The organism is Pararhizobium sp. PWRC1-1, assembly GCF_049897905.1.
Taxonomy (GTDB): Bacteria; Pseudomonadota; Alphaproteobacteria; order Rhizobiales; family Rhizobiaceae; genus Pararhizobium.
In genome coordinates, this window is record NZ_JAFCXE010000003.1 from 315,627 (window position 1) to 341,524 (window position 25,898).

Annotated in this window: 25 protein-coding genes, 1 tRNA gene and 1 riboswitch; of the genes, 14 read left to right on the top strand and 12 right to left on the bottom strand. The window is 60.1% G+C overall.

What is annotated here, in order from left to right; all coding sequences use genetic code 11:
* Positions 1-80: 80 nt before the first annotated feature.
* From ACP7E0_RS07450 to ACP7E0_RS07475, 6 genes are all read left to right on the top strand, one after another.
* A complete protein-coding gene (locus tag ACP7E0_RS07450) occupies positions 81-2,294 on the top strand; it encodes an FAD-dependent oxidoreductase (protein WP_426123984.1) in 2,214 nt (737 codons plus the stop codon).
* Positions 2,295-2,404: 110 nt separating this feature from the next.
* Complete coding sequence (locus ACP7E0_RS07455) at positions 2,405-2,944, top strand: hypothetical protein (RefSeq protein WP_426123985.1); 540 nt, start codon at positions 2,405-2,407, stop codon at positions 2,942-2,944.
* A gap of 66 nt (positions 2,945-3,010) precedes the next feature.
* A complete protein-coding gene (locus ACP7E0_RS07460) occupies positions 3,011-4,051 on the top strand; it encodes a hypothetical protein (protein ID WP_426123987.1) in 1,041 nt (346 codons plus the stop codon).
* Between the two features lie 319 nt (positions 4,052-4,370).
* Positions 4,371-4,661: a GIY-YIG nuclease family protein gene (locus ACP7E0_RS07465; RefSeq protein ID WP_426124131.1), complete on the top strand. Its 291-nt coding sequence runs from the start codon at positions 4,371-4,373 to the stop codon at positions 4,659-4,661.
* A 359-nt stretch (positions 4,662-5,020) separates the two neighbouring features.
* Positions 5,021-5,584, top strand: coding sequence for a YdeI/OmpD-associated family protein (locus ACP7E0_RS07470; protein ID WP_426123989.1), 564 nt, complete (start codon positions 5,021-5,023; stop codon positions 5,582-5,584).
* 506 nt (positions 5,585-6,090) lie between these two features.
* On the top strand, positions 6,091-6,465 hold the full coding sequence (locus tag ACP7E0_RS07475; RefSeq protein ID WP_426123991.1) for a hypothetical protein: 375 nt from the start codon (positions 6,091-6,093) through the stop codon (positions 6,463-6,465).
* Positions 6,466-6,546: 81 nt separating this feature from the next.
* Here ACP7E0_RS07475 and ACP7E0_RS07480 read toward each other — a convergent pair whose 3' ends face one another.
* Positions 6,547-7,623: a Tim44 domain-containing protein gene (locus ACP7E0_RS07480; protein WP_426123993.1), complete on the bottom strand. Its 1,077-nt coding sequence runs from the start codon at positions 7,621-7,623 to the stop codon at positions 6,547-6,549.
* A 239-nt stretch (positions 7,624-7,862) separates the two neighbouring features.
* A complete protein-coding gene (locus ACP7E0_RS07485) occupies positions 7,863-9,221 on the bottom strand; it encodes an Nramp family divalent metal transporter (RefSeq protein WP_426123995.1) in 1,359 nt (452 codons plus the stop codon).
* 223 nt (positions 9,222-9,444) lie between these two features.
* On the opposite strand from ACP7E0_RS07485, the gene mntR reads away from it, so the two are divergent.
* Positions 9,445-9,894 carry a manganese-binding transcriptional regulator MntR gene (gene mntR, locus ACP7E0_RS07490; protein ID WP_113313703.1) on the top strand — a complete coding sequence of 150 codons (450 nt, stop codon included), beginning with the start codon at positions 9,445-9,447 and terminating at the stop codon, positions 9,892-9,894.
* Here the strand turns inward: mntR and ACP7E0_RS07495 are convergent.
* Both ACP7E0_RS07495 and ACP7E0_RS07500 read right to left on the bottom strand, forming a co-directional pair.
* Positions 9,891-10,769, bottom strand: a complete 879-nt coding sequence (locus ACP7E0_RS07495; RefSeq protein ID WP_426123997.1) for a DMT family transporter — start codon at positions 10,767-10,769, stop codon at positions 9,891-9,893. The genes mntR and ACP7E0_RS07495 overlap by 4 nt on opposite strands.
* Positions 10,770-10,938: 169 nt before the next feature.
* Positions 10,939-11,976 (bottom strand): calcium:proton antiporter, encoded by a 1,038-nt coding sequence (locus ACP7E0_RS07500; RefSeq protein WP_426124132.1) that lies wholly within the window; start codon positions 11,974-11,976, stop codon positions 10,939-10,941.
* A gap of 273 nt (positions 11,977-12,249) precedes the next feature.
* Between ACP7E0_RS07500 and ACP7E0_RS07505 the strand changes: the two genes are divergently transcribed.
* From ACP7E0_RS07505 to ACP7E0_RS07520, 4 genes are all read left to right on the top strand, one after another.
* A complete protein-coding gene (locus tag ACP7E0_RS07505) occupies positions 12,250-12,915 on the top strand; it encodes a S24 family peptidase (protein WP_426124134.1) in 666 nt (221 codons plus the stop codon).
* 13 nt (positions 12,916-12,928) lie between these two features.
* Positions 12,929-13,765: a thermonuclease family protein gene (locus ACP7E0_RS07510; protein WP_426123998.1), complete on the top strand. Its 837-nt coding sequence runs from the start codon at positions 12,929-12,931 to the stop codon at positions 13,763-13,765.
* Between the two features lie 53 nt (positions 13,766-13,818).
* Positions 13,819-14,229 carry a tellurite resistance TerB family protein gene (locus ACP7E0_RS07515; protein ID WP_426124000.1) on the top strand — a complete coding sequence of 137 codons (411 nt, stop codon included), beginning with the start codon at positions 13,819-13,821 and terminating at the stop codon, positions 14,227-14,229.
* A gap of 91 nt (positions 14,230-14,320) precedes the next feature.
* Entirely contained in the window at positions 14,321-15,139 is an 819-nt protein-coding gene (locus ACP7E0_RS07520) for a sterol desaturase family protein (RefSeq protein WP_426124002.1), read from the top strand.
* Positions 15,140-15,149: 10 nt separating this feature from the next.
* Here the strand turns inward: ACP7E0_RS07520 and ACP7E0_RS07525 are convergent, their stop codons facing one another.
* Positions 15,150-16,022, bottom strand: a complete 873-nt coding sequence (locus ACP7E0_RS07525) for a transporter substrate-binding domain-containing protein (protein WP_426124004.1) — start codon at positions 16,020-16,022, stop codon at positions 15,150-15,152.
* 92 nt (positions 16,023-16,114) lie between these two features.
* Here ACP7E0_RS07525 and ACP7E0_RS07530 point away from each other — a divergent pair, with 92 nt between their 5' ends.
* On the top strand, positions 16,115-18,076 hold the full coding sequence (locus ACP7E0_RS07530; RefSeq protein ID WP_426124005.1) for a glycosyltransferase family 2 protein: 1,962 nt from the start codon (positions 16,115-16,117) through the stop codon (positions 18,074-18,076).
* On the opposite strand, the gene ACP7E0_RS07535 is transcribed toward ACP7E0_RS07530, so the two are convergent.
* The 3 genes from ACP7E0_RS07535 to ACP7E0_RS07545 form a co-directional block, all read right to left on the bottom strand.
* On the bottom strand, positions 18,043-18,354 hold the full coding sequence (locus tag ACP7E0_RS07535) for a hypothetical protein (protein WP_426124006.1): 312 nt from the start codon (positions 18,352-18,354) through the stop codon (positions 18,043-18,045). The genes ACP7E0_RS07530 and ACP7E0_RS07535 overlap by 34 nt on opposite strands.
* A 31-nt stretch (positions 18,355-18,385) precedes the next feature.
* Positions 18,386-18,459: transfer RNA gene (locus tag ACP7E0_RS07540), tRNA-Gly, on the bottom strand.
* Between the two features lie 67 nt (positions 18,460-18,526).
* On the bottom strand, positions 18,527-19,624 hold the full coding sequence (locus tag ACP7E0_RS07545) for a 2'-deoxycytidine 5'-triphosphate deaminase (RefSeq protein ID WP_426124007.1): 1,098 nt from the start codon (positions 19,622-19,624) through the stop codon (positions 18,527-18,529).
* 108 nt (positions 19,625-19,732) lie between these two features.
* Positions 19,733-19,811: riboswitch (SAM riboswitch) on the top strand.
* Between the two features lie 44 nt (positions 19,812-19,855).
* Here ACP7E0_RS07545 and ACP7E0_RS07550 point away from each other — a divergent pair.
* Positions 19,856-21,040 carry an O-succinylhomoserine sulfhydrylase gene (locus tag ACP7E0_RS07550; protein ID WP_426124009.1) on the top strand — a complete coding sequence of 395 codons (1,185 nt, stop codon included), beginning with the start codon at positions 19,856-19,858 and terminating at the stop codon, positions 21,038-21,040.
* A 49-nt stretch (positions 21,041-21,089) separates the two neighbouring features.
* Here the strand turns inward: ACP7E0_RS07550 and ACP7E0_RS07555 are convergent, their stop codons facing one another.
* Positions 21,090-21,710 carry a CDP-alcohol phosphatidyltransferase family protein gene (locus ACP7E0_RS07555; protein ID WP_426124010.1) on the bottom strand — a complete coding sequence of 207 codons (621 nt, stop codon included), beginning with the start codon at positions 21,708-21,710 and terminating at the stop codon, positions 21,090-21,092.
* Positions 21,711-21,805: 95 nt separating this feature from the next.
* Between ACP7E0_RS07555 and apaG the strand changes: the two genes are divergently transcribed.
* Positions 21,806-22,198: a Co2+/Mg2+ efflux protein ApaG gene (gene apaG / locus ACP7E0_RS07560; protein ID WP_426124011.1), complete on the top strand. Its 393-nt coding sequence runs from the start codon at positions 21,806-21,808 to the stop codon at positions 22,196-22,198.
* 13 nt (positions 22,199-22,211) lie between these two features.
* Here the strand turns inward: apaG and ACP7E0_RS07565 are convergent, their stop codons facing one another.
* The 3 genes from ACP7E0_RS07565 to ACP7E0_RS07575 form a co-directional block, all read right to left on the bottom strand.
* Positions 22,212-23,195 carry an Hsp33 family molecular chaperone gene (locus ACP7E0_RS07565; protein ID WP_426124012.1) on the bottom strand — a complete coding sequence of 328 codons (984 nt, stop codon included), beginning with the start codon at positions 23,193-23,195 and terminating at the stop codon, positions 22,212-22,214.
* A gap of 373 nt (positions 23,196-23,568) precedes the next feature.
* Positions 23,569-24,486 carry an ornithine carbamoyltransferase gene (gene argF, locus ACP7E0_RS07570; RefSeq protein WP_426124013.1) on the bottom strand — a complete coding sequence of 306 codons (918 nt, stop codon included), beginning with the start codon at positions 24,484-24,486 and terminating at the stop codon, positions 23,569-23,571.
* Between the two features lie 46 nt (positions 24,487-24,532).
* Complete coding sequence (locus ACP7E0_RS07575) at positions 24,533-25,732, bottom strand: aspartate aminotransferase family protein (protein WP_426124015.1); 1,200 nt, start codon at positions 25,730-25,732, stop codon at positions 24,533-24,535.
* Positions 25,733-25,898: the final 166 nt, after the last annotated feature.

The following is a 25,898-nucleotide window of genomic DNA, read 5'->3' on the forward strand; positions in this document are numbered from 1 at the left end:
GGCTCAACCCGGCCGGATCGCCCCAATTTCAGGCGGCGGCATCGAGCGAAGCCAAGATTTCAAGGGAGAGGAATCCCATCATGACCACCTATACCAATTTCACCATCGAAACCGATGCCGACGGCATTGCGCTGGTTACCTGGAACATGCCCGACAAGTCGATGAACGTCTTCACCGTCGAGGTGATGAAGGAACTCGACGCCATCGTCGACCAGACCGTCGCCGACGAAGCCGTCAAGGGCGTCGTCTTCACCTCCGGCAAGTCGACCTTTTCCGGCGGCGCCGATCTGTCGATGATCAAGGGCATGTTCACCTTCCAGACCGAGCAGAAGAAGCTCGACCCCGATAACGCCGCGCAAAAACTGTTCGAGCTGACCGGCCAGATGACCGGCCTGTTCCGCAAGCTCGAAACCTCCGGTAAGCCGTGGGTGTCCGCCATCAACGGCACCTGCATGGGCGGCGCGTTTGAACTGTCGCTCGCCTGCCACGGCCGCGTCGCTGCCAATTCCAAATCGGTGAAGCTTGCCCTTCCCGAGGTCAAGGTCGGCATCTTTCCGGGTGCCGGCGGCACGCAGCGCGTTCCGCGGCTGACCAATGCGCAGGACGCCCTGCAGATGATGACGACCGGCTCGTCGCTCACCCCGCAGCGCGCCAAGGCGATGGGCCTGATCCACGAGATCGCCGAGCCCGCCGAGCTGATCAATGCCGCCAAGGCGATGATCAAGAACGGCCTCAAACCCGTCCAGCCCTGGGACGAAAAGGGCTACAAGGTTCCCGGCGGCGGCATCTGGACGCCGGCTGCAGCCCAGCTCTGGCCGGCAGCCTCCGCCATCCTGCGCCGCGAGACCGCAGGCAACTATCCGGGCGGCCTTGCCATCCTCAAATGCGTCTATGAAGGCCTGCAGGTTCCCTTCGATACCGGGCTTAAGATCGAGCAGCGCTATTTCACCGAGATCCTGCAGACCACCGAGGCCTTCTCGATGATCCGCTCGCTGTTCATCTCGATGCAGGAACTCGGCAAGGGCGCCCGCCGCCCGGCCGGTATTCCGAAGTCGGACCTCAAGCAGATCGGCGTCGTCGGCGCCGGCTTCATGGGCGCCTCGATCGCCTATGTCGCCGCCGCCGCCGGCATCGAGGTCACCCTGATCGACCGCGACATCGAAGCCGCAACGAAGGGCAAGGCCCATTCGGAAGGCCTGGTCAAGGATTCCATCGGTAAGGGACGACTGACGCAAGACGAGGCGACAGCGCTGCTTGCCCGCATCACCCCGTCGGCCGATTACAACGACCTGAAAAACGTCAAGCTCGTCGTCGAGGCCGTGTTCGAAGACCGCCAGGTGAAGAAGGACGTCATCGAAAAGGTCGAGGCCGTGCTTGCCGACGACGCCATCTTCGCTTCCAACACCTCGACCCTTCCGATCACCGGCTTGGCCAAAAACTCCAGGCGCCCGGCCCAGTTCATCGGCATCCATTTCTTCTCGCCGGTCGAAAAGATGATGCTGACGGAAGTGATCCTCGGCAAGGAAACCGGCGATGTGGCGCTCGCCACCGCGCTCGATTTCGTCGCCGCGATCAAGAAGACCCCGATCGTCGTCAACGACACGCGGGGCTTCTATGTCAACCGCTGCGTCTTCCGCTATATCCACGAAGCCTATGACATGCTGATCGAAGGCGTGCCGGCGGCGATGATCGAGAACATCGCCAAGATGGCCGGCATGCCGGTCGGTCCGCTGTCGCTCAACGACGAAGTGGCAATCGACCTGTCGCAGAAGATCCTGAAAGCCTCGATCGCCGATCTCGGCGAAGCCTCGGTCGATCCACGCCACATGACCCTGATCAACACACTCGTCGACGATCTCGACCGCCGCGGCCGCAAGAATGGCAAGGGCTTTTACGATTATCCGGCCAAGCCCGCCAAGAAGTCGCTCTGGCCGGGCCTGAAAGACCTCTACCCGCAAAAGCCGGCCGAAAGCTTCGACGTCGAAACGATCAAGCAGCGCTTCCTCGTCACCATCGCCTTGGAAGCCGCCCGCACCATCGAAGAAGGCATCGTCACCGACCCCCGCGAAGCCGACGTCGGCTCCATCCTCGGCTTCGGTTTCGCGCCCTATACCGGCGGCACGCTGAGCTATATCGACGGCATGGGCGTCAAAACCTTCGTGGCGCTCTGCGAAAAGCTGGCCGCGACTTACGGCGACCATTTCCAGCCGACGCCGCTGCTCAAGGACATGGCGGCGAAGGGCGAAACGTTCTACGGCCGGTTCGAACCCTATGGGAAGAGGGAGGCGGCTTAGGCTGCCTTAACTTAAACGGGAAAGCAGTATTTTCACCCCTGTAGGATTGCAGTGATGTACATCATGTTGCTATGCCTTTGCGATACACACATGCACTATGCGGGGTGAAAATGTCCGAGCTAAATTTCTTGGATTTGAGTGAAAGACATATCGGAGTAACTAAAGCGATCGCTGATGGGTATGGAGAAGCGGCTCGTGTTTGCTTGGACCGTCATCACTCCTCGCCGGTAACATTTCAACTCATCGATAGATCCGAGTCTACGGAAGCCAAGGCAATGTGGCCTGCGGTGGATGCGCGAACTAAGAGCGCGTGGAACAATACGACAGATGCTACCGAAGACGGTGCGTACGCGCTCGCATTGGCTGCAGTTGAGCATTCTCGAGGACTGGTTGCGGTTAGGCGTGCAGAAACCAGGACCGGAGCCGATTACTACATCGACTCTCCGGATGCACAAATAATAGATTTGGAAGAGAGCTTTAGATTGGAGGTATCCGGTGTTGATACCGGCAATATTAGCATGCTTAAGACTCGTCTAAAACAAAAATTGACTCAGGCCGTTGCAGGCAACTCTAACTTACCAGCAATTGCATGTGTCGTCGGTTTCGCATCCCTCCAGATCATGGCCGATGATGTGAGTGAGACATCATGAACTGGGTAGAATCTCATCGTCAGAGTGAACAATTTGCGGTCGCTGCTCACGAGGCTCTGAGAAGAGGTGACAATAATTTGGCCGTTAGTCTTTTCGGTGAGGCAGCAGAACAAGAAGCCATCGCGTTTTCTGCCCTATCCGAAGACAAGCCACGCACTCTGGGCATCACTGCGATTAGTGCAACAGCACTTTGGTACAAGGCTCGTTGCTTTTCAAACGGAACAATTTGCTCACAAAGCACTATCGATGCAATCTTTACCTCCCTTTGCACAGATTGAACTTAGAGGCCTCCTGCAGGCAATCTGGAATGAGAAAGCTCAAGAAGATGCCGGCATTGCATTTGCTCCCGGGCAAGTTGTCGTGTCCGTTCGCGGTGGTGAAGTCGTTACGGGTGGAGCGCCGCTGGATCTCATTCTGGGCAGAGTTCAAATAGTACAGAATCTTTTCTATCGAACTGCCGAATTTCTAAAATCGGTACCCTTGCGCATAAAAGGACCGCCATCAAAGGAAATTCAAGAAAAATACCGACCTTGGCTTTTTCAATCGGTACCCGGAAGCTATCAGTTTATTGTAGCCGTCCAAAGACCACAGCAGCACGAAATGTTTTCAACAGATGATCCCGAACCTGAAATTCTGACGGAAACTTTTTTATCAATTTTGCGCGGGGCAGCCAACGAGTCGGCAGAAGTTTTGGAAAGTGTCGTTCCATCTTCAGACTATAGAAAAACTTTTCTTAAACTGACGAGGAACTTAGCGCCCACAGGAAAGTCCTTCAAGGAACTGGAGATAAGGGGAACGACGGAAGCGACGTCAGTGTTACTTTCTGCCAGTTCCCGAAAGCAAATTTCGGATACGCTGCGGCCAGTTGCCGCCTCTAATGGAAAAGTTGGCGAGCAGGAGACAACAATTAGAGGCACATTGCGTGCACTTCATCTTGAGAACGATTGGCTTGAAGTAATTGTCGATGGGCAAAATATTCGGGTCTCTGGAGTTGGAGAGACGGTGGACGACTTAATCGGCCCCATGGTCAATCAACAAGTTGTCGTCCGGGCAAAATCCGGAAAAGGAGACAAGCTTTCATTTATCGATATCGAGCAGGATGAATAGCAATTGTGATGGCAAGTGCGGCTCCCACCCCTCCTCCGTCATTCTTGTTCCTGTCACAGGAATCCAGTGCGCCGCGTCTGCGGCGCGAAAGACTCTCCTTTCCACGGAGTAACAGCCCCCTCACCGCGCGGACGCGCGGTGGCTGGAAGCCTGTGACAGGCACAGGCATGACGGAGGGGGGGAGGCTACCGCGTGCAAACCACAGCCTTCGAAAGCGGCCCGCAGCCTCTCGATGATGCCGCCGCCAACCACCATCCCTCCAAACAACGACCACCCAGCCCCCTTGCCAGCCCGCCGCCCATGCCGCACCTTTCCCGTCATGAAAGGCTACGTCTACATCCTCGCCTCAAAGCGCAACGGCACGCTCTATACCGGCGTGACGAGCGATCTGCCGGGCCGGTTGTTCGAGCATCAGAACGAACTCACCAAGGGCTTTACCAGCCGCTACGGCGTCAAGACGCTGGTGTGGTTCGAGGAATATGATCTGGTAACGACGGCCATCACCCGCGAAAAGACCATCAAGAAATGGCCGCGCCCGTGGAAGCTCAACCTGATCGAGGCGATGAACCCGGAATGGGAGGATATCGCGCATTATCTGCATGGGCTGTGAGAGGGCGGTGGCGCTTCTTGAATGCGCCGCCCCAGACTGCACAGCGCGTCTCATAGGCTCCTCACACTCGGCTCTTTCGGTCGAGGCACCTCCCTCTCCTCCGTCATTCCTGTGCTCGTCACAGGAATCCAGTGCGCCGCGTCTGCGGCGCGCAAGACTCACTTCTCTTGAGGCGTTCTCTCGCCGCGCAGACGCGCAGCGGCTGGATGCCTGTGACAAGCACAGGCATGACGGAGCTTGGGGTGTCGTCCATGCCAAACAATTGGCTCCGAAGACGCAGTCTGCAACCGACAATGACGCCCCTAGCCAGACGCCGCACACGCGATACACTCGCCGCCACCCCCAACCCGGACCACCCCATGGACTCCCCCACCTCCCCCCACGCCTTCACCACATCAGCCGAATGGGACGCCTGGCTTGCCGCCAACCACGCCCAATCCCCCGGTATCTGGCTGCTGATCGCCAAGAAGAACGCCAAAAAGCCGCTGATCACCATTGGCGAGGCGCTGGATGTTGCCCTTTGTTATGGCTGGATCGACAGTCAGCGGAAGGGGTTTGACGCACAGTCCTATCTGCAGCGCTATTCGCCCCGGCGGGGCAAAAGTCCGTGGTCGCGGTTGAATGTCGATCGGGTGGCGGCGTTGACTCAAGGTGGACGGATGCAGGCGGGCGGCCTTGCGGAAGTGGCGGCTGCCAAGGCAGACGGACGCTGGGCGGTGGCCTATGAGCCGCAGCGCCATGCCGGGCTGCCGGAGGAGCTGGCAGCGGCGCTGAGCGCCAATGCAAAAGCTGCCGCCACGTTTGCAGCGCTCGACAAGACCGGCCAATATGCCCTGATCCTGCCACTCCTGAAAGCCACCACGCCAAAAATCCGTCTGGCCCGCGTCGAGAAAGCCATCGCCCGGCTCAGCGGGGACGAATAAAATCTGCCGCTGCCGCCAAATGCCGCTGCGCCCGGCTTTTCGGATAAAAAATCATCCCCGTTCACCCCCGGCCTGAAAAATGCGGCCATACTTCTTCCCGTCTCCGCCGCCGGAGTGTTTCGCGAGACGGTCGCGGGCAGGTGGAGGCCGGCGCCCTGGTTTGACCCGTAACGTGCGGCAATGGCCAGGGAGGTGACAGCCATGGTGGTGCTGCCTTCGGGCAGTCCCGCCTATCAAGCCTCCCCCGGGCCGCCAGGTCCGGTTCGGTTGAGCCGTGCAAGTGGCAAGCCCGTCCCGAAAGGATGGCCGCAAATCAAGCTGCGCAGCGAGGCAAGGCAATCACCTGTAGGGGCCGGACACCCCGAACGAACGCCGAAGGCCACGCGAGTGCGGAGCCACAGACTAAAACTCTAAATGAGGTTCCGCACTCGTGTGGGCTCTCCAAGGATCAAAACACGGGCAAAACTGCCGCGTGACCGCAGAACCGTGCGCAAAGGAAAGGCGAGATGACAATCAGGAGCAGGCAGGAGCAGCTGCGCATCCAGGCGGAAGAAGATGCACAACCCTATCTGGCCGGCTTCACCTGGGGCGAATTCAACCGGCTGCCCGAGCGCCAGCAGGAGCGGGAGGCACAGCGGCTCTTCCAGGAATTCACCAGTGCGCTCGGCTATTTCAGGACCTGTGATCTCGCGTCCTGCCGTCGTGCCAAGGCCTGCAAGGGTTTTCTCTCGGAGGCGCAATACAGATCGGGCCGCTACCACCCGCGCTTTCCGCCCTGTATCGGAGAACGCGGTCGCTTTCAGGGCGCGGTGCTGACCTATGCCAGGCGCGTGGCCAACGAGCTTGAAGGGCACGGTCCGGATGCCCCCGATATGCTATGAGAGGCATATCTGGAGAAAACCAAATCATAGCGTGGAAAAATGCCCCGCCGGAAAAACCGCCGGGGCATCGATTGGAGACGCTTAGGCCGCCGCGCCCTGGATGGCCGAGACCTGCCAGTCGCCGCCGCGCTTGCGCAGGAACGTCCAGAGTTCGACGGTCTCCGTCAGGTTGTCCGGATCGCCCTCGACGACGCGGCCGGTGGCGCGGTCGCGGGTGACGTCGATGCTCTCGTAGCGCATGGCAACGGTGGCGTAGTCATCGCCGCCCTCGTTCCAGGCTTCGGCGACATCGCCCTGCACCAGATGCACGTCGCTGACCTCGTTCTTCAGGCCCTTGGTGGCATTGTCGCTCAGCTCTTCGGCGAGCCACGACATCGCTTCCGGCGTCGTCAGCTTGCGCAGCGTGGCGTAGTCCTCGGCGGCGTAGGCAGCCTGAACCTCTTTCAGCATCGTCTCGAACTGGCCGAGATCCTCTTCGCCGACACCGATCTCGTCGGTCGTATCATCGGCGACGCGCGGCTGCGCCGGGCGGGCGGCGGCGGTCGCGCCTCCACCGAGAGCACCTCCACCAAGCGCCCCGCCGCCAATGGACGGGATTTTGAAGGACGGCATGCCGGAACCCAAGCCGGAGCCCTGGCCCTGCGTGCCAAAACCCTGCATCGGCGAGCTACCCGCTCCACGCGGTGCGTAGCCGGCCGGTGCTGCCGTCTGGCGGCTGCGGAAGAAGCGCAGGGCAAGCATCACGGCGCCACCGATCAGCGCGATCTGCAAGAGCATGCCGAGCATGCCGGCCATACCGCCGAAACCATTGCCCATCATCATGCCGATCAGGCCGCCAAGGGCCAGACCACCGAGCATCGAGCCTGCGAAACCGCCGAAGAAGCCGCCCGGGCGCTGGGCGCCGGGACGGGCCGCCTGGCCCATGTTCTGCTGGCCGGCAGCGCCGGGCGTCGTCGCCTGGTTCTGCGGGGTCATCGTCCGGTTGATCGGTGTCGCATCCGCCGGCGCCGTGCGAGTGACCGGCGGTGCGGAGAATGTGCGGGTGCCGCGGCTGCCGAAGCTGCTGCCGCCGCGCCGGGCCTCAGCCAGATCAACCACCGTCAGCATCACCATGGAAGCGACCGCAAAGGTCGCAAGAACGCGTCCAACTCTAAACATGAAACCCAATCCTGTTGCCCGGCCCGCCAGCGCGCGCCTCTTGGCACACATATGGGGGCAATGGTTGCCGAATTGAAGGGTTTTGCGGCGCAGTTCACGGTAAAGCGGCCATCTAATGCGGCTGACACTGCAGAAAAAACCTCGGAAATTATCCCCGCGAGTTGAATCCGGATGATAATGCCCAAAGAAAAAGGCGGCACACAAGCCGCCTTTCCCCGTCCCGGTTTGGAAGATCCGCCTTAGCCGATAAAGGTGTCGTAGAGCAGCTTGAGATTGAGGACGACGATGATCGAGGCGACGATCCAGGCGAGGGCCGCGACATATTTCGGGATGACGAAGGTGCCCATCTTCTTTTTGTCGGAGACGAAGCGCACCAGCGGGATGACCGCGAAGGGCAGTTGCATCGACAGGATGACCTGGCTGAACACCAGCAGTTCGGCCGTGCCCTTCTCGCCATAGATCCAGGTGACGACGACGACCGGGACGATGGCGATACCGCGGGTGATCAGGCGGCGGGCCCATTGCGGAATGCGCAGCCGCAAAAAGCCTTCCATGACGATCTGGCCGGCCAGCGTTGCCGTCACCGTCGAGTTGAGGCCCGAGGCGAGCAGCGCCACGGCAAACAGCGTCGAGGCGATGCCGAGACCCAACAGCGGCGACAGCAGTTCGTAGGCCTGGCCAATCTCGGCAACGTCGGTGCGGCCATTGGCGTGGAAGACGGAAGCGGCGATGATCAGGATGGAGGCGTTAATGAACAGAGCCAGCATCAGCGCAATCGTGCTGTCGGTGGTCGCCCATTTGATCGCATCGCGCTTGCCCTCGTCGGTGCGCTTGTAGTTGCGGGTCTGGACGATCGAGGAATGCAGGTAAAGATTATGCGGCATGACGGTGGCGCCGATGATGCCGATGGCGATGTAGAGCATGGCCGGGTTGGTGACCACTTCGGTCGATGGCAGGAAGCCGTTGAGAACGGCAGCGATCGGCGGGGCGGCGGCGGCGATCTGGACGACGAAGCAGCCGGCGATGACGATCAGCAGCGCAATGACGAAGGCCTCAAGATAGCGGAAGCCCTTGTTCATCAGGAGCAACAGCAGGAAGGCATCGGCCGCCGTGATCAGCGCGCCGCCGATCAGCGGAATGCCAAACAAAAGCTGCAAGGCGATTGCCGTGCCGATCACTTCGGCAAGGTCGCAGGCGATGATCGCCGCTTCGCAGGCAAGCCAGAGCATGAAATTGACGGGTCTGGAATAGGTATCGCGGCACGCCTGCGCCAGATCGCGGCCGGTGGCGATGCCAAGACGGGCGGCCAGCGCCTGCAAGAGGATCGCCATCAGGTTGGACAGCAGGATGACCGTCAGCAGCGTATAGCCGAACTGCGAACCGCCAGCGATATCGGTCGCCCAGTTGCCGGGGTCCATGTAGCCGACTGAGACCATGTAGCCCGGCCCCATGAAGGCGAGCATTCGGCGGAACCAGACGCCACCGGAGGGCACGGCGATGCTGGCATTGACTTCGGGGAGGCTTGGCCGCGCGTCCTCCTTGGGGCTGGAAAAGGTCCAGCTTTTTTGCGGTGGAAGGACGGCTTCGGAATTGGACATGCACGGTCTCCGGATGCGGAATGGGCTGAGTTATCCGAAAAGCTATGCCAAGGCAAAACATTATGCAATAGGCTATATTTCATCGATCATGCTTTTTTCAGCAAATGAAAAGGCTCATGGGACGGGAATGTGGAGGACGGGATAAATCATTATGAAAAATCCAAGCCCGTGTTATGAAACTTAAAAACGCAACCTTGAAGAAACTTGAGAGGATACCGCCCCCTTGCCGCGCCGCCCTGTTCCCCGCACGGACCCGCTCCCAGACGCGGACATTCATTCCGAGGGCTTTCGGCAGACCCGCGAAGCACGGCGGGGTGCGCTGATCGAGGATTATGTCGAGCTGATCGCCGACCTGATCGAGGATGGCAACGAGGCGCGGCAGGTGGATATCGCCGCCCGTCTCGGCGTGGCGCAACCGACAGTTGCCAAGATGCTGGCAAGGCTTGCCTCCGAAGGACTGGTGTCGCGCAAGCCTTATCGCGGCGTGTTTCTGACCGAGGCCGGCCAGAAGATGGCGCTCGAAAGCCGGTTACGCCATCAGACGGTCGAAGCTTTCCTGCGCTGCCTCGGCGTCAGCCCGGAAACCGCCCGCATCGATGCCGAGGGTATCGAGCATCATGTCAGCGGCGAAACGCTGGAAGCCTTCCGCCGGTTTATCGACAAGAAAGCCTAGCCGGGCCGCAGCCGCCGACCGAAGCGTTCGCCCAGAATGATGATGATGCCGGCGGAAAAGATCAGTGCTGCGCCGGCAAAAACCTGGGTTGCGGGAATATCGCCCCAGATCAGGAACCCGAGCCCGAAAGCCCAGATCAGCGACGAATATTCGAACGGCGCCAGGATGGAGACCGGTGCCCGGCGCATGCCCTCGAACAACGCATATTGCGCAATGCCGGCGATCAGGCCGGTGCCGACCATCAGCGCAACATCCAGAAGGCTTGGCGGAACCCAGGTGACGATGACGGCAATGCCAGTGAACAGGATGAAGAAGCCGCTCGACAGCGTCATCTGCACCAGCGTCACCTCCTGCATCGCGGTCTTGCGCAAAAGCACCGTCGAAAACGCCCAGAACACTGCCGCCTGTAAAGCGAGCCAGACGGGCAAGGACAGTTTCATGCCTGATCCCAATGGATCGGTTGCCACCAGCACCCCAATGAACCCGACGATGACCGCGATCCAGCGAAGCGGCGGCACATCTTCTTTCAGGATCGGCACGGCGAGAATGGTGATCAGGATCGGCGCTGCGTAATAGATCGTCGTCAACTCGGCCAGGCCCAGATCGCGGGCGGCGGTATAGTAGGATAGCCAGGCGGCCAGCAGCAGCAGGTTGCGCAGGATCATTGGCTTGAGGACCGGTGAGCGCAGCGAGCGGGCAAGCAGCGGACCACGGCCGATGGCGGCGCAGATCGCAAAGATCGTCACGCTGCGCACGAACAGGATCTGCCAGACCGGCAGCGCCACGACCAGCCATTTGACCGTGGCATCCTGCAACGTGAACAGGAAATAGGAAAAGATCGTCAGCAGAATGCCAGAAAGCACGGAGGTATTCACGCAAGGCTCCCGGGCGCAAATCGCGCGCGGTCTGTGATATCGCGAGGTCCGCCCACAAGGAAGAGGCATGCCAGTGAGACGTGTGGCGAAAAATGGGGGCGCGACAGAAAATAGTGCCCGGTGATATCCGGATGCAGACCATTATGCCTTGAGCCTCACGGCCGCCCTGTCAAAGCCCGATCACCGACAGCATGACAAAGGTGGCGAACAGCACGAAATGTGTCATGCCCTCGATGGCATTGGTTTCGCCGTCATTGAGGTTGATGGCCGCGACGATCAGGGTGATCGTCACCATAACCGTCTGCACCGGCGTCATCGCCATGATGAAGGGCTGGCCGGTATAGAGCGCAATCGCCTCCATCACCGGCACCGTCAGGATGACGGTGGAGAGCGAGGCACCGAGCGCAATGTTAACGACGGCCTGCATGCGGTTGGCAAGCGCTGCCCGCATCGCCGTCATGATTTCCGGCGAAGCTGAAATGGCAGCGACAACGATCGCCGCCAGAACCGGCGGGGCGCCGCTCCCCTTCAGGCCAGCACTCAAAAGGCCCGACATGATTTCGGCCAGCGCGCCAATGATGACGACACCGATGATCAGGACGGTTATCGACATCGCCACCGGTTCGTCTTCGGACGGGTGCTTTTCCCCGCCTTCACGCTTGGGATAGCTGTAGCTGAAAAAATAGCTGTGTACGCCCACCTGCATCTTCAGGAACACCGCATAGAGCGTCACCATCGCGACGATGGTGAAGGCGGAGTAGAGGTGCCATTTGGCCTGCGGAATGAATTCCGGCACGATCATCGAAATGCCCATCGCCGTCAGGATCATCACGCAGTAAGTGCGGCTGGAATCGTCGTTATAGGATTGCTCGCCGTGTTTCAGGCCGCCCAGCAGGGCTGCGAGCCCGAGAATGCCGTTGATGTCGAGCATGACGGCAGAATAGATCGTGTCGCGCACCAGGGTCGGCGATATCTCTTCACCGCTCATCATGATCGCAAGGATGATCACCTCGACAAGCACCGCCGACAGCGTCAAGATCATCGTTCCATAGGGGTCGCCGACCTTGGCGGCCAGGACTTCGGCGTGGTGGGCAACCCGCACCGAGGCGAGCACAATGGCAAAGACCAGCACGACCGCACCGATTAGCGCCGCCACCTGTCCGGCATCAAGCAGAGCATGTTCGAACAGGAAGCCGGCAACGGCCATTACGACCGAAACACCAAGCAGGACTTCGGACTTGAAGATGGAGAACAAACGGGCGCCTCGCGAGCAGCGGAAGGGGTTCAACGAAGTATAGGCGGCAGGCGGCGCTTTTCAATCGGACGTGCGGGACCGGGCAGAGAACAAAACAGGATTATTTTCCTCATACGCTTTACTATAGACCGCATTTTGGCTAATCTCAGGGGAGAAATAAGGTGGCGGCAAAAAGCCCCAACGCACAGAAAGCATAACGCTTCACCGCCTGCAGGATGCGCAATGATGTTGTCACATGACCGGATCTGGAGTGCCATCGATGCACTCGCCGAGCGGCATCAGCTGTCGCCCTCGGGTCTTGCCCGGCGGGCGGGACTTGATCCGACGTCCTTCAACAAATCCAAGCGGCATTCCGCCGACGGGCGCGAACGTTGGCCGTCGACAGAATCACTTGCCAAAGTGCTCGACGCCACCGGCTCGACCATCAGTCAATTCATGGAATTCCTGCGGCCCGAGCCTGCTTCCGGATCCATGCCGGAAGGCGCCTTTCCACCGCAGATAGGCTCCATACCGCTGCTCGGTTTTGCCCAGGCGGGCGCTGGTGGCTTTTTCGACGATGGCGGCTTCCCTGCCGGACAGGGCTGGGATGTCGTCGATTTCCCCGCCCCACCGGCTGCCAAGGCCGGCGTCTATGCATTGGAAATCCAGGGTGACAGCATGTTGCCGCTTTATCGCGACGGCGACGTACTGATCGTCGAACCCGGCGCGCAGATCCGCCGTGGCGACCGCGTGGTGGTCAAGACGGCCGGTGGCGAGGTGATGGCCAAGGTTCTGGTGCGCCAGACCCCGCGCAGCATCGAGTTGCTCTCGCTTAATCCCGAGCATCCGAACCGTACATTCGAACTCAACGAGGTCGAATGGATAGCCCGTATCATCTGGGCAAGCCAATAGGACAGTTTTCCTGATGACGCGGCATCTGCTTACCATCGGCGGCGGCGTTGCCGGAATTGCCCTGACCGTCGCCCTGCTGGTAACGGGCGCTTCGGTCATCCAGGGACGGCAGAGTGCCGATGCCCCTGATTTCGCACTGGAAACGCCCGATCTGGCTGATGTGCCCGATCTTGGTAACGACGCGACGAGCACGGACGATGCGCAGGTGCCGCTCAACGCCACCGACAGTTCCGGCGATGATGGCACAGGCACAGTGGAGCCGCAGGAAAAATCCGTGCGCGATATTGCCCCTGAACAATTTGGCCTTCCAGCAGAGGTGACAACACAGCCGCTGGAACGCATCGAACCGCGCATGCCGTTGTCCCAGACCATTGCGAGGCCAGAGCCGCTCCCCACCGTCCTGCGCCATCCCGTCGCGCTGTCGGCCGGGCTGATCCAGTTCGGCGGGCGGTTGTTGCAACTGGACGGGATCCTCCCGCAAAAGGCGGATCGGGTCTGCGGCGACGCGGGAAAGACGTGGCCCTGCGGCGTGATCGCGCGAACTGCCCTTCGCAATTTCATCAGGTCTCGCGCGCTTCTGTGCAATGCACCGAAAAACGGCTGGCAGGGAACCTTGACCACGACCTGCCGCCTCAACAATGCCGACCCGGCTGCATGGCTGGCCGAAAGCGGTTGGGCGGAGGTCTCAGCGGGATCGCCGCTGGCCGCCAAGGTGGAGGCTGCCCGCAAGGCCCGGCTCGGTTTCTTCGGAGACGATCCCCGGACTTTCGACACGACCACGGCGCCGGCTGAAACGCCAACACCCGGGGATGCGGATACCGGTGTTGATATGACCGATCAGGGCTTGTAGACCACGGCGACGGTTCATACTTCACAACACCGGCACAGCAACACGGATAGGTCATGCCCGAAACAATGAGCCATCATGAAGCCCTCATCTACGTCATGGTGATGATGTCAGCCGTCGATACTGCCATGACCGATACCGAACTGGAACGCATCGGCAGGCTGAGCAGCTTCCTGCCGGTGTTTGACGGTTTCGACCATGCCCATCTGATACATGCGGCGCGCGAATGCACGGCCCTTCTCGACGGCCCGGAGGGGCTGGATATCGCACTCGAAGTCGTGCGCGAAGCTCTTCCCGCGCGTCTCTACGACACGGCTTATGCGCTGGCAGTCGAGATTGCCGCCGCCGACCTTTCGATCCGCCAGGAGGAAATCCGGCTGCTGCAATTGCTACGCGACCGGCTGGGCCTCGACAAGCTGACCTGTGCGGCAATCGAACGGGGCGCCATGGCTCGCTTTCGCAAATAAAGGCCGCTCTTTTCCGCTTCACGCCAAAGTGCATTCACGCCGATCGCCGTCCCGATAGAATGGCCGTTCGCGAGACGAGGATGGGGAAGACATGACGGTACAGATATTCGGCATCGGCGAACCGGCCTGGCGCCTGACTTTTTTTGCCGCAATCTTCCTGTCGCTTGCTGTACTCGAACTGGCTCACCCCCGGCTGGATCGCCCGGAACTGATGCGCGCCTTGAAAGCACGGCGCTGGTTCACCAATCTGTCCATCCTGGTCCTGTCGTCTCTGATGCTGCGGGTGATCTTTCCGGCAGCCGCCACCGGTGTTGCCCTGTACGCAGACGCGCACGGATATGGAATTTTGCCGATGCTCGGGCTGCCACCGTTCGTCAGCGGTGTCCTCGCTTTCGTCATTCTGGACTTCGCCATCTGGCTTGAGCATGTGGTCTTTCACAAGGTGCCGCTGTTCTGGCGCATCCACCGGGTGCACCATGCCGACACCGGGCTGGATCTGACAACGGGACTGCGCTTCCACCCGCTGGAAATCCTCCTGTCGATCCTGTGGAAATCGGCAGTCATTATGGCGATCGGCGCACCGCCGGTCAGCGTGCTGATCTTCGAGATCGTGCTGAATGGTGCCGCGATGTTCAACCACGCCAACATCAGGCTGCCCGCACGCGCCGACTGCATGCTGCGGCGGGTCATCGTTACGCCGGACATGCACAGCGTCCATCACTCGGCCGAGCCATCGGAGACAGATACGAACTACGGCTTCAACCTTTCCATCTGGGACCGGCTATTTTCAACCTATCTGGCCCGCTCGAAGCATCCCCCGGAAACCATGCAGATCGGACTTCAGCCCTATCACAGTCCTGTTCCCGCCAAGCTGTTTTGGTCGTTGCTGATGCCGTTTCGAAAGATCTAGCGGCAAAGCGTCAATAGATGCTGTCGGGAAAATACCGCAGGTAAATCTCGTTGAGACGGCCCTTGCGGGACAGTTCCAGCAGGGCGTGATCGATCGCCTGGGTCAGCGCTGAATCGCCCTTGCGGTTCATGATCGCCAATCCCTCGCCGAGAAAACGTTGCGAGAAATAGGCGCCGTCGATGAGCGCACAACAATTGGCGGCATCGCTTCCGGCGACCCAGAAGGACAGTTGCATACCGTCGGAAAAAACAGCGGCGACGGCTCCCTGTTTGAGCGCGGCCAGCATCGCCTCGCGGCTTGGGAAAGACTGCGTTTGGAGTTTGGGGAAAAACGCCTTCAGCATCGCCTCGTGCGTGGTGCCGGCAACTGCGCCTACCGGCTTTGCAGCCAGCGCCGCAACGGAAACATCGCGGCCGATGGCCTGGCGATTGGCTGCGAACCGGGCCGGGAGCTTCATGAACGCCCGGGAAAAGGCAAACCGCTGCCGCAATTCCGTACTGATGCCAATGCCGGCGATAACCGCCTCTCCTTGTCCGTCGACCAGGGCCGGCTGGAGTTCGGGAAAGGTCACCGCCTGGATCTGGCATTTGGCCTCGATCTCGAGTTCGCGGCAGATCTCGCGCACCAGATCCACGTGAAAGCCGGCGAGCTTGCCGGATTGGTCGACGAAATTGAACGGCGGGAAATCAACAGTGGTGAGGAACCGCAGGCGCGCCAATCCGCTCAGGTCAGGCTTGGCAATGCGTTCGCGCGCATCAAACAACAGCGGTAGATCATGAACACCATTTGCCGCACGGGACGGAGTTGTAAATTGTGCAACCAGAAACAAGCAAAACGCGAATGCCCCATAGAATTTTAGAGATGCACGGAAGGCACGTATCATTATGATCATTCCCGGGATGAGGTAAGGGATATTGCCGCTGGCGCGGCAACGGGGATTGCATGCGTCTGGCAGGATATCCGGACAATTCCGGCATGGCTACCGCGAATGACCTGCCGGTGGGGCGATCAAGGCCTGATACCGCTGCGGGACGGTTTTCGGCGGCGCTCAAACAGGAAGGTTCCCTGCTGCTGCAGATGGGCATCGGCAAGCCTTCGATCGCCCGGGCGATGCTGCTCGCCGACAGCCACGGCACAACCGTCGAGGAGGAGCTGCTGGCCTCCGGCGAGATCGACGAAACCATCTATTTCGAGGCGCTTGCCGAGAAGCTGGGGCTTGAGTTCATGCCCGTGATCGACGCTGACCGGGTCCACGACCTGTCCACCCTGGACTGCCAGATCGCAAGCCCGAATGTGCTGCGCGTTTATCATGCAAGCCGTCCTCCAGTCACGGTGATCGTTCCCTCGTTATCCAGGCTTGCCGAGATCGCCGACCGCTTGAGGTGCGCACCGCTGCTGCGCCAGTCGCTGGCTGTCTCGACCCCGTCGGCCGTACGCCAGGCAGCCTGGCAGACGGGCCGTCTGCGCCGGGTTTCAGCAACGACGCGTGCGCTTTTCGAGACGAGCCCGCTGCACAGTGCCCGCATCACATTGTGGGGAAAACAGGGATTTTACATCGGCATCGTTGTTTGCGCCATGCTTGCGGCAGCTGTCGTGTTGCCGCTCATCAGCGTGATTGTTCTGCATATGGTGCTGACGCTGTTTTTTTTCGCCAATTTCCTGACCCGGCTCTATGCGCTCGCAAGCGCCTTCCGGCGGAACCCGGTGGAGCGCACGGCGAAAGCGGATGCGCCAGCCGGACCGCTGCCGGTCTATTCCGTGCTCGTTGCGCTCTACAAGGAAGAAAGCATCGTAGCCCAGCTCGTCGGTGCCCTCGACCAGCTCGACTGGCCGCGATCCCGGCTCGATATAAAACTGATCTGCGAAGAAGATGACGTGCAGACGCTGGCAGCACTTGCCACCCTGCCGCTGGCGCCTGAATACGAGATCGTGCTGGTGCCGGTTCATCAGCCACGCACCAAGCCGAAGGCGCTCAGTTATGCGCTTCCCGGTGTTCGCGGTACTTTTGTGACGGTCTATGATGCCGAGGACCGGCCGCATCCTCGCCAGCTGCGCGAGGCCTATGCCGCCTTTGCAGCAGCACCTGAGCATGTCATCTGCCTGCAGGCGCCGCTGATCATCACCAATGCGCAGAACTCTTGGCTCAGCGCATTGTTTGCGGTGGAATATGCCGCGCTGTTCCGGGGACTGTTGCCGATGCTGTCGCTCACCGGTCTGCCATTGCCGCTTGGCGGGACATCCAACCATTTCCGGACGGCGGAGCTGAAGCAGATCGGCGGCTGGGACCCTTACAACATGACCGAGGATGCGGACCTTGGTATGAGACTGCACCGGTTTGGCTACCGTTCCCGCGTCATCTCCCTGCCGACCCTGGAAGAAGCGCCGGCGGCGCTGCCTGTCTGGCTCGGACAGCGGACCCGCTGGTTCAAGGGCTGGCTGCAGACGTGGCTGGTGCTGATGCGAAAGCCTGCGCATCTCGGCCGGGAGATGGGATGGCCGGCTTTTGCCGTTTTCCAGGTCCTCATCGCAGGCATGCTGCTTTCCTCGCTCAGCCACCCGGTTGTTCTCGGCTTTCTGGTCTATCTGACATGGCTGATGGTGCAGGGCGGCGTAACGGTGGACGGATGGATGGCCTTCTGTCTGTTCATGATCGATATCGTCAATATCTTCGGCAGCTATGCAGTCTTTGTCTGTCTTGGGCTCAACCGGATGAATGTAAGCGAAAAAAGGTCCGTCGGCTGGCGCTGGGCGTTCGTGCCGCTCTGTTGGCTGGTCATGTCGCTGGCCGCCTGGCGGGCGTTGCTGGAACTTCGCAACAATCCGTTTTCCTGGAACAAGACGCCGCATACGCCTGTCGGTACTGCGCAGACAAAAGACAGGAATATAGCCCCGCTGGCCCCACTCTATTTGGTGGATGAGCTTTCCGGCGAAAAATAAAGTGTATCCCCCTCGACCGGCGGCGCATCAATGTCGAGGGATGGCTCCAACACAGGCGTGAAGACTTCGTCCTGATAGTGTTTCAAGACGCGTTCAATTTTATCATAACGCATCATCATGGCGATGATTTCAGGAAGCATGCCGTCACGGAACTCATCTGTCGCGCTGAAGAACTGGAATTCGTTCGCCAGCTCGTCCTTCAGCCGGTCGCGTTCTTCTTCCAGCAGGATGTACTTTGTGGATTTTGCCATGATCGGAACGGCGTTTTCCTCATGCAAGGTGTATCCGCCAATATTATCCGAAATAAAGTGGAGCGGGTAGCGGGAATCGAACCCGCACGATCAGCTTGGGAAGCTGACAAGCTACCACTACATCATACCCGCCTTGCGGCCGAGGTTTCCACCAAGCACGGCTGCCTGTCAAGGCGGCAGCCGGTTTTCCGGGCGGAATTTACTCCGAGCGGAAATGCTTGGAGAGTTTCAGGCCTTGGGCCTGGTAGTTGGAACCGAGACCGAGGCCGTAAAGGCCTTCCGGACGCTCCATCATGTGTTCGTAGACCAGACGGCCGACGATCTGGCCATGTTCGAGGATGAACGGCACTTCGTGGCTGCGGACTTCGAGCACGGCGCGGCTGCCTTTGCCACCGGCCGAGACGTGGCCGAAGCCTGGGTCGAAGAAGCCGGCATAGTGGACACGGAATTCGCCGACCAGCGGATCGAACGGCGTCATTTCGGCGGCATAGAGCGGCGGCACATGCACCGCTTCGCGCGAGACGAGGATGTAGAACTCGTCGGGATCGAGGATCAGTTCGTCGCGACCGCGGCTGTAGAGCGGCTCCCAGAAATCGAAGATGCCGTGCTCGGCCTTCTTGTCGACATCGATGACGGCGGTGTGGTGCTTGCCGCGATAACCGATCAGGCCATCGGCACCGGTGCCCTTGAGATCGATCGAGAGCGCAATGCCGGCCCCGGATACGTTGGGCTTGTCGCTGGCGACCAGCACGTCGCTTTCATGCAGTGCCAGCACTTCGGTTTCGGTGAGCAGCGCATGGCCGATGCGGAAGCGGATCTGCGACAGGCGCGAGCCGCGCCGGACGATGACCGGGAAGGTGCGCGGGCTGATTTCGAGATAGAGCGGGCCGGAATAGCCGGCCGGGATCTTGTCGAATTCCTGGGCGCGATCGGTGATGACGCGGGTAAAGATGTCGAGACGGCCGGTCGAGCTTTTCGGATTGGCCGACGCGGACATTTCCGGTGAAAGATCGAGGCTTTCCATCAGCGGCACGATGTAGACGCAGCCGGTTTCCAGCACCGCCCCTTTGGAGAGATCGATGACGTGCAGCTTCAACCGGTCGAGCTTGTCGGCCACCAGATGACCGGGACCGGGCATGAAGCTGGCGCGCACACGAAAGGCGATCGAGCCCAGACGCAGGTCAAGACTGGCCGGCTGGATCTGGTCGGCATCGAGCTTTGCCTCGCTTTTCAACCGTCCCGCATCAAACAGCGCAGCAATGGCGCGATCGGCTAGAATGCCTGTGGCCCTGGTCATTTCCATCGTCCTCTTTGCCGCAACCGGCACGTCATAACCCAAATTGTCCCTGTGACATATCTTCTTGTTCACGGGAATTGACGCAAGCGCGGCTAATCAGTAAATACTGACTTATCCCGTGGTGATTTGGCCGGTCGGCTTGCAGCCACGTAAAACAAATAGCTAAAAAGGCCGGGTTTGAAACCGGCTTGCTTTACGCGGCCGGTTTTTTTGTTTTGAAAGAGACAATCGATGAGCAACAATTGGCGCCCCGCGACACAGCTCGTTCACGGCGGCACGACCCGTTCAAACCATGGTGAAACCTCCGAAGCCATCTTCATGACGCAAGGTTTCGTCTACGACAGCTCGGAAGCAGCGGAAGCGCGCTTCAAGGGCGAGACGGACGGCTTCATCTATGCCCGTTATGGCAGCCCGACCAACGACATGTTCGAAAAGCGCATGTGCATGCTGGAAGGCGCCGAAGATGCGCGCGCCACGGCATCCGGCATGGCTGCGGTTTCCGCCGCAATCCTCTGCCAGTTGAAGGCCGGCGACCATATCGTAGCGGCCCGCGCCCTGTTCGGCTCCTGCCGCTGGGTGGTCGAAACGCTGGCGCCGAAATACGGCATCGAATTCACGCTGATCGACGGGCGTTTTCTGGAAAACTGGGAAAAGGCCGTCAAGCCAAACACCAAGGTGTTCTTCCTCGAAAGCCCGACCAATCCGACGCTGGAAGTGATCGATATCGAAGGCGTCGCCAAGATCGCCAATCAGATCGGCGCCAAGGTCATCGTCGACAACGTCTTTGCAACACCGCTTCTGCAGAAGCCGCTGGAACTCGGTGCCCATATCGTCGTCTATTCCGCTACCAAGCATATCGACGGTCAGGGACGTTGCCTCGGCGGGGTGATCCTGTCCGACAAGGAATGGATCAACGAACACCTGCACGACTATTTCCGCCACACCGGCCCTGCACTCTCGCCGTTCAATGCCTGGACGCTGTTGAAGGGCATCGAGACACTGCCCTTGCGCGTGCGCCAGCAGAGCGAGAATGCATCGCGCGTCGCCGACTTCCTCGCCGAGCAGAGCCAGGTCGCTAAGGTGATCTATCCCGGCCGCAAGGACCATCCGCAGGCCGATATTATCGCCCGGCAGATGAAGGGCGGCTCGACGCTGGTTTGCTTCGAGTTGAAGGGCGGCAAGGAAGCGGCCTTTGCGCTGCAGAACGCGCTGGACGTGGTGCTGATCTCCAACAATCTCGGCGATAGCAAGAGCCTGATCACCCATCCGGCAACGACGACACACAAGAACCTTTCGGACGAAGCCCGCGCCGAACTTGGCATTTCGCCGGGCACGGTGCGCTTCTCGGCCGGGATCGAGGACAGCGAAGACCTGATCGAGGATTTCGCCCGCGCCTTGAAGTCCGTTCAGGCCTGATTTTCGGATTGTGTGAAACGCCCGTGTCCTGCCGGATGCGGGCGTTTTTCTATACCTGGGTTTCTCGCCTGAAGCTCGCCCGTGCCAGCATGATGCGCGACAGGGCTGTATAGAAACAGACGAGTGCGAAGATCACCGCGATCTCGCAAAACCATTCCGGGAATAGGCAGAAGGCCAGGAAGACGCCGATCGTCTCGGTCGCCTCGGCCAGCCCTGTAGTGAAATAGAGCGACTTTGCGCCGCGCGCATCCGTCGAAAGACCGCGTTTTTCAACCATGATCGAAAAGGCGAGGAAGCTGGCGCCGTTGACATAGAATGATAGCAGCAGGAGCCCGCCTGCAACGCCGTTCTCATAAGGGTCGGCAAGGATGAAAGCGAACGGGATAAGACCGTAGAAAGCGAAATCGAGCACGATATCGAGGAAGCCGCCGAAATCGGTTTTTTGGGTCGCACGCGCAACCGCGCCGTCAAGCCCATCGCAAATCCGGCTGGCGCCGATCAGAACGAAAGCCCAGACATAAGCATCGAGAACAATGGCGATTGCGGCCGCCAAGCCGATCACGAAACCCATAATGGTGACCGTGTTCGCCCCGATACCACGCACTGCCAATTCTTGGCCTGCACGATCCAGCCAAGGGTCGAGCCGCTTCCTGAAATGACCGTCCAGCATGCTGTGCCCTATCCAGACAGTTTACGCTGTCCATTATTCTTGACGAAACCATCTTGCTGTAGAATATCGCCTATGGACTTGAAAAGGGTTTGCATATGTACCGCGCGCTGACACGCGACATCGAGGTGACCGTCGAGCCTTATTATCTGGAGGAGCAATCCGATCCGGATGACAGCCGCTATGTCTGGGGCTACCGGATCCTGATCTCGAACCTGTCCGACCAGACCGTGAGGTTGATGACGCGCTACTGGCACATCACCGATGAAAACGGCCAAGTGGACGAGGTCAATGGACCTGGCGTCATCGGTGAGCAGCCGGTTCTCAACCCCGGCGATACCTACGAATATTCTTCCGGCTGCCCGCTCGATACACCATCAGGCGTGATGTTCGGCCATTATTCGATGGAAACCATAGAAGGCGAGTCCTTCACTGTCGATATCCCCGCCTTCTCGCTGGATTCGCCCGGCCAGAACCGGACGCTGAACTGAGGGCCGCAGCGTCTTACTGCGGCTTCACTTCCGTTGCCTCGAAGCTGTAGGTCGTCGAGCAGAACTCGCAGTTGACCGACACCATTCCGTCCTCGGCCGCATGATCGATATCATCCTGGCTGAGGCTTGCCAGCACATCGCGCAGCTTCTCCCGCGAACAACTGCATTTGTCATAGACCGCCTGGGGCGGATAGACTTTGACGCCACGCTCGTGGAACAGCCGGTAAAGCAGACGCTCGGTACCAACCGTCGGATCGGTCAATTCGTCGGCATCGATGGTCTGGACCATGACGCTGGCTTCACCCCACAGGTCATCGACTTCGAAACTATCGTCCGCGCCGTCGCCGCCGGGAAGATCGGGCTGACGCATGCGCTCCAGCGTTTCCGGCAGAAACTGCGCGACCATGCCGCCGGCCCGCCAGCGGTGACGCGGCTTGCCGTTTTCATCACGATCAAGCAGCTCGGCGACACCGAGGCGGACCTTGGTCGGGATCTGTTCCGACTGGCGGAAATAGACGCCGGCAATTTCTTCCAGCGAGGCGCCGTCCAACGGCACGATGCCCTGGTAACGCTGCATATGGGCGCCCTGATCGATGGTGAAGGCAAGGATACCCTCACCCAGCAGATGCTGCGGCTGGGTGAGGCCGTTCTCTTCCGCAATCTTCAGAGCTTCCTCGTTATAACGGGCATAGGCCCGCACCCGATCCGGCGTGGCGAAATCGGCGACGACCAGATCGACCGGGCCATTGCTCTTGGTCTGGATGATCAGCTTGCCTTCAAATTTCAGCGAGGTGCCGAGCAGCACGGTCAACACCACAGTTTCGGCAACGAGACGAGCGACCGGCAGAGGATAGTTGTGGCGTTCAAGGATCGCATCCAGCATCGGGCCGAGCTGGACAGCGCGGCCGCGTACGTCGAGGCCCTCCACCTGAAACGGCACCACATGATCGTCGCCGGCAAAATCGAACTGGCCGAGGCTAAAGTCTGCTTCCGTCATCACTCTGCTCCTAGCCCTCGGACGTCTGCCCGCCGTAAAGGCCGGGGCGCTATCCGATGCTTTATATTGATCCTGCGCAAACCGGCTTTGTCCAGATCGTTCCTGAAAAAACGGCCGTTCGCTCTGCCGCCTTCAGTCAGGACGGCGACGCGGGTGGATGGATACTTCTCAATACGAATGACCGGCGAAGGAGGACATACCACCTGCCGGTCATTCGACGTGTTGCATAGATCGTGTGCCGCCACCCGGTTTTCAATATGCCGGGCCAGACCGCTAAAGCGCCGCGATCTTTCAGATTCGCGTGCCGCGCTTTAGGTTTTTGATGGCACATGCCGTTATCGCAAAACCGCTGCGCACTTTTGCGCGACATGCGCTAGAGAGCCCCGAGGCACCAGGCAAGAACCGATTTCTGCGCGTGCAGGCGGTTTTCTGCCTCGTCGAACACCACCGACTGCTTGCCGTCGATAACCTCGTCCGTCACCTCCTCGCCACGATGGGCAGGCAGGCAGTGCATGAAAATCGCGTCCTTGTCGGCCTTCGCCATCAGCTGGGCATTGACCTGGAAGGGCTGGAAGACATTGTGGCCGCGGGCGCGGTGTTCCTGGTTCATCGACACCCAGGTGTCGGTCACCACGCAATGGGCGCCATCCACGGCCTGATCGGCATCGTGATAAAGCTTGATCTCGCCGCCATTGTTGCGCGCCCAGTTGAGAATCTTGTCGTCCGGTTCCGAGCCGAGCGGCACGGCCATGTTCATCCGGTAGCCGAAGCGCGCCGAGCCTTCGATGAAGGAGTGCAGCACATTGTTGCCGTCGCCGGTCCAGGCAATCGTCTTGCCCTTCACGGGACCTGCATGTTCCTCGAACGTCATGATATCGGCCATGATCTGGCAAGGATGCGTCGCATCCGTCAAGCCGTTGATAACAGGCACGGTGGCGTACTCGGCCAGTTCCAGCAGCCGGTTGTGATCGGTGGTGCGGATCATGATGGCATCGACATAACGGGACAGGACCTTGGCCGTATCGCCGATGGTTTCAGCGCGGCCGAGCTGCATTTCGGTACCGGACAGGAAAAGCGTCTCGCCGCCGAGCTGGCGCATGCCGACATCGAAGGACACGCGGGTACGGGTCGAAGGCTTTTCGAAGATCATCGCCAGCATCTTGCCGGCCAGCGGCTTTTCGGCAGTTCCGGCCTTAGTATCGGCTTTGCGGACGCGGGCGTCCTCGATGATCGACCGCAAGTCGGTTGTCGTCATGGCAGAAAGATCGAGAAAGTGTCTGGTACCGGCCATTCTATTCAAAGTCCTGTGTTTTTTCAGCGTGTCAGTGAAGCGTCGTTCAGGCCGATGCCTGTCGTCGCTCCGCCGTCAGCTGTTCGGCCGCGCGTTCAAGCCGCGCCAGGCCTTCACGGGCTTCCTCGGCCGTCGTCACCAGTGGCGGCAGCAGGCGGATGACATTTTCGCCCGCAGGCACCGCCAGCAGTCTTTCGGCGCGGATGGCCTTCAGGAGATCAGCAGACGGGACCTTGGCCTTGATTCCGAGCATCAGGCCTTCGCCGCGGATTTCCTCGATGACATCGGGGAAACGATCGGCCAGCGAGGCAAGCCCCTGGCGGAAGACCAGCGAGACATCACGGACGTGCTGCAGGAAATCGTCTGCAAGGATGACATCGAGAACGGCATTGCCGACGGCCATGGCCAGCGGGTTGCCGCCATAGGTCGAGCCATGGGTGCCGGTGACCATGCCGGAAGCCGCTTCCTCGGTAGCAAGGCAGGCGCCGAGCGGGAAACCGCCGCCGATGCCCTTGGCAACCGCCATGATGTCCGGCGTGACGCCGGCCCACTCATACGCAAACAGCTTGCCGGTCCGGCCAACGCCGGTCTGGACCTCGTCAAGGATGAGCAGCAGGCCGTATTCGTCGCAAAGGGCACGCAGTTCCTGCATGAATTCCTTCGGTACCGTACGGATACCGCCCTCGCCCTGGATCGGCTCGATCAAGATTGCGGCGGTCTCTTCAGTTATCGCAGCCTTCAGGGCGCCCATGTCGCCGAACGGCACTTGGTAAAAACCAGGCGCCTTCGGACCGAAGCCCTCCAGATACTTCGCCTGCCCGCCGGCAGCGATGGTCGCCAGCGTGCGGCCGTGAAAAGCACCTTCGAAGGTGATGATGTGGAATTTTTCCGGCTGGCCCTTGGAAAAATGATAACGCCGCGCCGTCTTGATCGCGCATTCGAGCGCTTCCGCGCCGGAATTGGTGAAGAACACCTTGTCCGCGAACGTCGCTTCCGTCAGGCGGCGGCTGAGGCTTTCCTGGCCGGGAACTTCATAGAGGTTCGACAGGTGCCAAACCTTGTCTGCCTGCTCCTTCAATGCCGAGACAAGATGCGGATGTGCATGACCCAGCGAATTGACAGCCACACCGGCAGCAAAATCCAGATAGCGGGTACCGTCTTCGGCGATCAGCCAGACGCCTTCGCCCCGCTCGAACCGCAAGGGCGCGCGTGCATATGTGTCATAAAGCGGCGTGGCATCGGCCATGGCGCATGTCTCCTTAATCCATCACGGCCATTGTATAAACGGCGCCGTCAACAAGGCTGTGACCAGCCCGTAAAAAATCAAAATGCCGCCTTTCGGCGGCAAGGGCACTATCTTCACTTCGCAGTGCGATGTCAACAAAAGCCCATGATTTCCGGCAATTCGCGGC